Consider the following 7,010-nt stretch of genomic DNA (forward strand, 5'->3'; position numbering starts at 1 on the left):
GCGGGCGGCTCCGGGTGGGCGTCCGGGTCTCCGGGGACGGTCCGGCGCACGCCCATCCGCCGCGCCAGCAGCGCCGTGACCGTGCAGTAGACGAGCACCTCCCCGGTGGTGCCCGCCACCCCGGTCCACGCGCCGGACCCGGTCCCCGCGTCGGCCAGCCCGCCCTCGTAGGCGGTGAGCGCGAAGGCCGCCAGGTTGTGCACCACGTGCAGCCCGATCGCGGCCTCCAGGCCGCCGGTGTACCAGGTCAGCCAGGCCGCGGCCAGGCCGAACACCGCCACGTCCAGCAGCGCCCACTCCTGGTAGTCGTGCATCAGGGCGAACACGGTGCCGCTGACCAGGATCGCCGCGACCGGGGTGCGCAGCGCGCGGGAGAGCACCGACGCGCCGCGCGGGGCGTCGGCGGGGCGCCCGAAGGAGCCCACCGCCTGCATGAGGAAGCCGCGCAGGGCGATCTCCTCGGCCGAGGCCTGGAAGGGCACGAGCAGCACGATGACGGCCAGCGCCGGGAGGAACCGCTCCATGCCGACGAATGGGCCCACGAACTCCGCGCCGCCGCCGGTGAGCAGCTGCAGCGTGTACAGCAGCCCCAGGTACAGGCCCAGCACCGGCACCGCGACCAGCGCGCACACGCCCAGCCAGCGGCCGCGCAGCCGCCCCTCGACCGACATCAGCGACCCCACCGGCCGCCACTGCACGGTGCGCACCACCAGGAGGGCGATCGGCGTCATCGTGGACAGCACGACGAGCATGAAGGCCAGGTCGGGCACCTCGGCGCCGAACGGGGACTCACCGCTGGTCGGCCGCCCCTCCAGCACCATGTAGATGCCCGCGGCCATGAACATCACGATCTGGGTGAGCAGCACCAGCAGCACCGCGACCACCGTCGCGAGCAGCGGGATCCACCAACGGAAACGCCAGGTCCGGGCGAGCCGGTGATAGGGCGTCCCCGGGCGGGCCGACGCGGGCCCGGCCCCTGCGGGGCGGGGCGGCTCCGGCGGCGGCCACGCCCAGACGGGGCGCACGTCCTCCGCGGAGGCACCGTCCGGCGGTCCGGCCCACGCCTGGGGACCGGTATCCCCCGCAACCCGGCCCCGCTCCCATTCCGGCGGCTCGGACGACCATGAAGCGCCCGACGGCGGTGGCGTTTTTCTCATCGTTTGCCGAGATTACTATCCGGCCATGTATTGCCGCCGTTAAGAACCCGCCGCATCCGTTCCCAGGGATGCGCAGCTCGTGGGCCCCGCGCGCGGGAAAGCGCGCGGGAAACCGGCGCCACGCCCGCCCCGCTAAGCACCGCCCTCCCCTGCGCCCCCGGGGTCCCCGGCATCACCGTCGAGAGCGAACGCCCGCAGCTTCTCGGGATTGCGCTGAACGAGAATGCTCGTGAAGCGGCCCTGGGAGATCTCCGCCACGAAGAGGCCGACGACGTCCCCGTCCGGCGCCCGCAGCACCATCGCGGGCCCGCCGTTGACCTCGACCTCCTCGGCCGCCACCCCCGGGTACCTGGGCCCGAGGGCGGCGAGGAAGCGGGCGCACTTGGCGGCGCCGCGGATCGGGTTGAGCGCGGCGCGCACCCGCCCCCCGCCGTCGGTGACCAGCAGCGCGTCCTCGGCCAGCATGTCCTTGAGGGCGTCGACGTCGCCGACCGCGCTCGCCGCCAGGAAGCGCTCGGTCAGGCGGCGGCGCTCGGCCTCGTCGGCGGTGTACCGGGGCCGCCGCTCCCGGACGTGGGCGCGGGCGCGGTGGGCGATCTGCCGCACGGCGGGCTCCTCCCGGCCCACCGCGGCGCCGATCTCGGCGTAGGGCAGGCCGAAGACCTCGCGCAGCACGAACACCGCCCGCTCCACCGGGCCCAGGGTCTCCAGCACCACCAGCAGCGCGTAGGAGACCTCCTCCGCGCGCTCGACCTCCTCGGCGGCGTCGGGGGCGGTCGCCACGGGCTCGGGCAGCCACGGGCCGACGTAGGCCTCCCGCCGGGCGCGCGCCGAGCGCAGCCGGTTCAGCGCGGTGTTGGTGACCGAGCGCACCAGGTACGCGCGGGGGTCGGCGACGTCGGAGCGGTCGCGGCGGTCCCAGGAGATCCAGGTCTCCTGGACGCAGTCCTCGGCGTCGTGGACGCTGCCGAGCATGTCGTAGGCGACGCCGAACAGCAGTCCGCGGTGGCGCGTGAACTCCCGCTCGCGGCCCTCGGCGCCCTGTACCCCGGCGTCCGGCGTCCCGGCCTCGCCCATGCCCGTCCCCTCCTCGGTCGCGGCCGCCGATCGCGGCGGCGGAATCGTGCCAGAGTAGAGGACACCTGCCAGGGGCGATCCGTGACACCGGGGGGCGCCGACCGGGCCGACCGCCGGGCGCGCGCCGACGGGGCCTGCCTGACCTGCGGATAAGGGTACCCTTACCAGGTATCCCCGCGTGTTCTGGTCACGGCGCGCGATCATTACCATGGGGTACATGTCCTCCACTCCCACCACCGAGCAGGTGAACGCGGCCCTGGCGACCGTCCAGGACCCCGAGATCCGCCGTCCCATCACCGACCTCGACATGGTCAAGAGCGTCGACATCGCCGACGGCGGCGTCGTGCACGTCGGCATCTACCTGACGGTGGCCGGCTGTCCCATGAAGGGCCGGATCGAGAAGGACGTCACCGAGGCCGTCTTCACGGTCGAGGGCGTCACCCGGGTGGACGTCGAACTCGACGTGATGAGCGACGAGCAGCGCAAGGCGCTGCAGACCAAGCTGCGCGGCGGCCAGGCGGACAAGGAGATCCCCTTCGCCAAGCCGAACTCGCTCACCAAGGTCTTCGCCGTCGCCTCCGGCAAGGGCGGCGTCGGCAAGTCGTCGGTGACCGTCAACCTCGCCGCCGCCATGGCCGCCGAGGGGCACAAGGTCGGCGTCGTCGACGCCGACATCTACGGCCACTCGGTGCCGCGGATGCTGGGCGTGGAGCTGCCGCCCACCAAGGTCGAGGACATGATCCTGCCGCCTGCCGCGCACGACGTGAAGGTCATCTCGGTCGGCATGTTCACCCAGGGCAACCAGCCGGTGGTGTGGCGCGGCCCGATGCTGCACCGGGCGCTGCAGCAGTTCCTCGCCGACGTCTACTGGGGCGACCTGGACGTGCTGCTGATGGACCTGCCCCCGGGCACCGGCGACATCGCGATCTCCGTGGCCCAGCTGCTGCCGAGCGCCGAGATCCTGGTGGTGACCACGCCGCAGCAGGCCGCCGCCGAGGTGGCCGAGCGCGCCGGGGCGATCTCCGCGCAGACCCACCAGCGGGTCGCCGGGGTCATCGAGAACATGTCGTACTACGTGGCGCCCGGCAGCGACGAGCGCACCTACCTGTTCGGCGAGGGCGGCGGCCAGAAGGTCGCCGACGGCCTCACCACGGCGCTGGGCGCCGAGGTCCCGCTGCTCGGCCAGGTGCCCCTGGACGTGCGCCTGCGCGAGGGCGGCGACGAGGGCAAGCCGCTGGTGCTGACCGACCCCGACTCCGAGGCGGGCGGCCTTCTGAGCGGTATCGCCGAGAAGCTCGCGGGCAAGCCCCGCGGCCTGTCCGGCATGCAGCTGGGCATCAGCCCGACCCGCAAGTAGCGCCGCGGCGCGCAGGCGCCGACGAGGTTCCGACGAGGAGGGGGGCCGGGTGCCCGGCACCGAGGACTACCGGAGGTGGCTGGGCGTCGCCCTGGAGGAGGCCCGCGCGGGCCGCGCCGAGGGCGGCGTCCCGATCGGGGCGGCGCTGATCGGCCGCGGCGGCGAGGTGCTGGGGCGCGGCCACAACCGCAGGGTGCAGGACGGCGACCCGTCCGCGCACGGGGAGACCGCGGCCTTCCGCGACGCCGGGCGCCAGCGCTCGTACGCGGGCACGACCATGGTGACCACGCTGGCACCGTGCTGGTACTGCAGCGGGCTGGTGCGCCAGTTCGGCATCTCCCGCGTGGTGGTCGGCGAGAAGCGCACCTTCTCCGGCGGCCAGGACTGGCTGGCCGAGAACGGCGTCGAGGTGGTGGTCCTCGACGACGGGGAATGCGTACGGATGATGACCGAGTTCATCGCCGCCGAACCGGCCCTGTGGAACGAGGACATCGGCGAGGACGGGTAACCGGACACGTCCGCCGGAGCGGCGTCGTTTCCCATCCGCCCGGGTCGGCGCGCCCGGTACGGCTCCAGGGCGGGCCGGGCCCGCCCTCCGGTCCCTGACCGGCGCACCGCCTGTCGGCGGACGACCGGGGACCGTCCGCCGAACGCGGCCACGGCCGCCGCACGTGACACCCCTCCATCGGACGCCACCGGGCAGCCGCGCCCGCCTGCGGACCGGATGGCGTCCGCGGAACCTCCGGCCGCCATGGCCGGGCGGCCGAAGGACGACCGCCCCTGGTCAAGGAATCGGCCAGGGCATACGCGCGGGAGGCGGGCCGCCCCGAGGGGGACGGAATCCGGACGGCGTCTCGCCCAACCCGGTACACCTCCGCAGGTCGGGCGACCAGTTTGAGTGGAACAGGACGGCGGAGGCCTCCGGAAGGGACCGGGTCCCTTCCGGAGGCCTCCGCCGTTCACGGGGTGCGGCCGCCGGTCGGCCGGCGGTCAGTTGCCGCCGCCGGGGCTGGGCTCGGAGCCCCCCTCGTCCTCGTCCCCGGCGCCGCCGCCCGGGGCGGCACCGCCGTCGATGATCTCCTGCACGACCCCGTCCACCCGGTCGGAGGGGATGGCGAAGCCCAGGCCGATGCTGCCGCTCTGCTCGCCGGGGGCCGCCCCCATGGTGGCGATCGCGGTGTTCACGCCGATCACCCGCCCCTCCAGGTCGACCAGCGGGCCGCCGGAGTTGCCGGGGTTGATCGCCGCATCGGTCTGCAGCGCCTGGATGTCGGTGCGGTCGCCGTCCTCCCCCAGCGCCACCTGGCGGTCCTTGGCGCTGATGATGCCGGTGGTCACGGTGCCCGCCAAGCCCAGCGGGGCGCCGATGGCGATGACCTGGTCCCCCACCGTCACGTCCTCGGAGGTGCCGAACTCCAGCGGCTCCACCTGCTGGGGCCGCTCCACCTTGACCACCGCCAGGTCCGACTCGGGCCGGGTGCCCACGATCTCGGCGGGGCTGGAGCGGCCGTTGCCGTAGACGACCTCCATGCCGTCCTCCAGGGCACCGGCCACGTGGAAGTTGGTCACCACGTGGTCGCCCTCGATGACGAAGCCGGAGCCGTTGCCGCCCTGGCGGCGGTCGCTCGGCTGGATGGACACCACGCTGGGGCTGACCCGCTGGGCCACCCCGGCGATGGTGTCGGGGGCGCGGCTGGGGGCATCGCTGGGCAGCGCGGTGTTGAGCTTGGGGCCGTCGGCGGTGGGCTCGGGGGCGGGCCCGCCGATGCCGCCGCCGACGTAGCCGCCGACCCCGGCCGAGACGAGCGAGACCACGAGCACGGTCACCAGCACCGCCCACACCGGCATCCCCCTGCGGGGGCGGCGCGGCGGCGGACCGGGCGGCGGGGCCGCGAACCCCTCCGGGCCCTGCGGCGGCGGACCGCCGCCCGGAAAGCCGCCCTGGGCGGACCCACCGGGGGGCCGGGCGCCCGGGGGCGGACCGCCGGGCGCACCGGGCATCCCGGGGGCGCCGTGCGCCGCACCGGCCGCACCGGGCCCCTGCGGCCCGACGGGCCGCTGCTGCGTGGGCCCCACGGGGCCGGAGCCGGACGGCTGGGGGCCGGTCCCGGCCACGGGCGGCCAGGGCCTGGGCGGCTCGCCGCCCGGCGGCTGCGGCCGTGGCGGCGTCCCCCGGCCGTCCGGGGAGGGGGGTCCGGTCTCGTCGGTCATGAGGTCTCCGTCTGTCGCTGCCGCCCCCGATTGTGGGGGTGGTGGCGTAAACCTTCGGTTAGCGGGCGGTACGAGCGGTGCGCGCGGTCCGGCCGGTGTCGGCGGCGGTTCACCGAGTCTCCGACGGCGTACTTTACGTCCCCGAAGGGCGGTATACCCCATCGGCCCGGCACCGCGCGCTTTCACCCCGCACCACCGGCCACAGGCGGCCACGGTTCCCCGTCGAGAATGCCCGGCCGGCGCCACGAAAGGGACCGCCCGCGCGAGCGGTGTCACATCCGACTCCAGGGGCCACCCACACTCACCGCCTCGGGCAGGCGGCGGGCCACCGGAGTGTGAGCTGGAAGGGCGGCGGCGGAGTGAACGGGGCGCTTCCCTGATCCTGCCTGCCGGGCGGGGGGTTCCTCGCGGTTCAGGGATGCGGCGGCCCAGCTGGTGCCCCGCTCACCGGCCCCGGCCGGGCAGCGGGCCGCCGGGGTGCGAGGTGGAAGGCGGCGACGACGAAGGTCGGCGGGCCTTCCGGCAGCACTGTCGGGTGGCAGGCGTGCGGGGATCGCCGTTGATGGCGGCAACGGCACAGCCGGTGCCCCGCTCAGGGCTGCTTGCCGGGCGGCGGGCCGCCAGAGCGCAACCAACAGCAGCGGCAACGGCGATAGCCGGGCGGTTCCCTGATCCTGCCTGCCGGGCGCGGTGGGCTCCTCGCGGTCCGGGCGGGACGGCGCGGCACCGGGAATCGCGCTCTTCCGCATCCGTGGCGGCCGCCGGGCCTGCACGGTGAACCCCGGCAGCCCCGTGACCTGGGCGGATACTCCGCGTTAGGTGCGGGCGGGGGCGGGAAACGCGCCCAGCGACACCCACGGACGCCCCGGGACGACGAACACCGCGATTCCAGAACCGGTTCTAGGAGCGAGATGTCCCGTTCATGCCCGATTGGGGAATTCGGCGCGGCCGTGGGGGTGGGGACGGGCCCGCCCGGGCTCCCCGGCCGGGCCCGCGAGGCCCGTGCGGGGCCGATATGGGCTACACACAGTGACACCGGGCCCGGCAAACGGCCCCGGCGTACCGTTTAAGGCCCTCCAGGCACCGGATCCCGTTCAGATATCGCGATGAACGCACCCCCGCACCGCCTGTCGGGCCGCCCCGGGCGTCGAACCGGGCGCGAAAGGCGCCCCGGTGGCCGGGAAACCGGGCGAAGCGGACACCGGGCC

General features: G+C 75.0%; 5 protein-coding genes. 2 read left to right on the forward strand and 3 right to left on the reverse strand.

Going from position 1 to position 7,010, the window contains the following annotated elements; all coding sequences use genetic code 11:
• Together D476_RS34915 and D476_RS0128735 are read right to left on the reverse strand one after the other, a co-directional pair.
• On the reverse strand, window positions 1-1,025 hold a 1,025-nt coding region (locus tag D476_RS34915; protein ID WP_040728587.1), incomplete at its 3' end, for a CPBP family intramembrane glutamic endopeptidase.
• A 264-nt stretch (window positions 1,026-1,289) separates the two neighbouring features.
• Entirely contained in the window at window positions 1,290-2,234 is a 945-nt protein-coding gene (locus D476_RS0128735; RefSeq protein ID WP_017627338.1) for an RNA polymerase sigma-70 factor, read from the reverse strand.
• A gap of 217 nt (window positions 2,235-2,451) precedes the next feature.
• Here D476_RS0128735 and D476_RS0128740 point away from each other — a divergent pair, with 217 nt between their 5' ends.
• A complete protein-coding gene (locus D476_RS0128740) occupies window positions 2,452-3,591 on the forward strand; it encodes an Mrp/NBP35 family ATP-binding protein (protein WP_026123947.1) in 1,140 nt (379 codons plus the stop codon).
• Between the two features lie 49 nt (window positions 3,592-3,640).
• Window positions 3,641-4,099, forward strand: a complete 459-nt coding sequence (locus D476_RS0128745; RefSeq protein ID WP_017627340.1) for a nucleoside deaminase — start codon at window positions 3,641-3,643, stop codon at window positions 4,097-4,099.
• 482 nt (window positions 4,100-4,581) lie between these two features.
• Here the strand turns inward: D476_RS0128745 and D476_RS0128750 are convergent, their stop codons facing one another.
• The gene (locus D476_RS0128750) at window positions 4,582-5,439 is read right to left on the reverse strand and encodes a S1C family serine protease (RefSeq protein WP_239648854.1); all 858 of its coding nucleotides are present in this window, start codon (window positions 5,437-5,439) and stop codon (window positions 4,582-4,584) included.
• Between the last annotated feature and the right edge of the window lie 1,571 nt (window positions 5,440-7,010).

Origin of the sequence: Nocardiopsis chromatogenes YIM 90109, assembly GCF_000341185.1 — a bacterium.
GTDB lineage: Bacteria > Actinomycetota > Actinomycetes > Streptosporangiales > Streptosporangiaceae > Nocardiopsis_A > Nocardiopsis_A chromatogenes.

Bases quoted from the DNA above. Each gene is read 5' to 3' on its own strand.
- D476_RS0128740 (WP_026123947.1), top strand. From the start codon at position 2,452: ATGTCCTCCACTCCCACCACCGAGCAGGTGAACGCGGCCCTGGCGACC.
- D476_RS0128750 (WP_239648854.1), bottom strand. From the start codon at position 5,439: ATGCCGGTGTGGGCGGTGCTGGTGACCGTGCTCGTGGTCTCGCTCGTC.
- D476_RS0128735 (WP_017627338.1), bottom strand. From the start codon at position 2,234: ATGGGCGAGGCCGGGACGCCGGACGCCGGGGTACAGGGCGCCGAGGGC.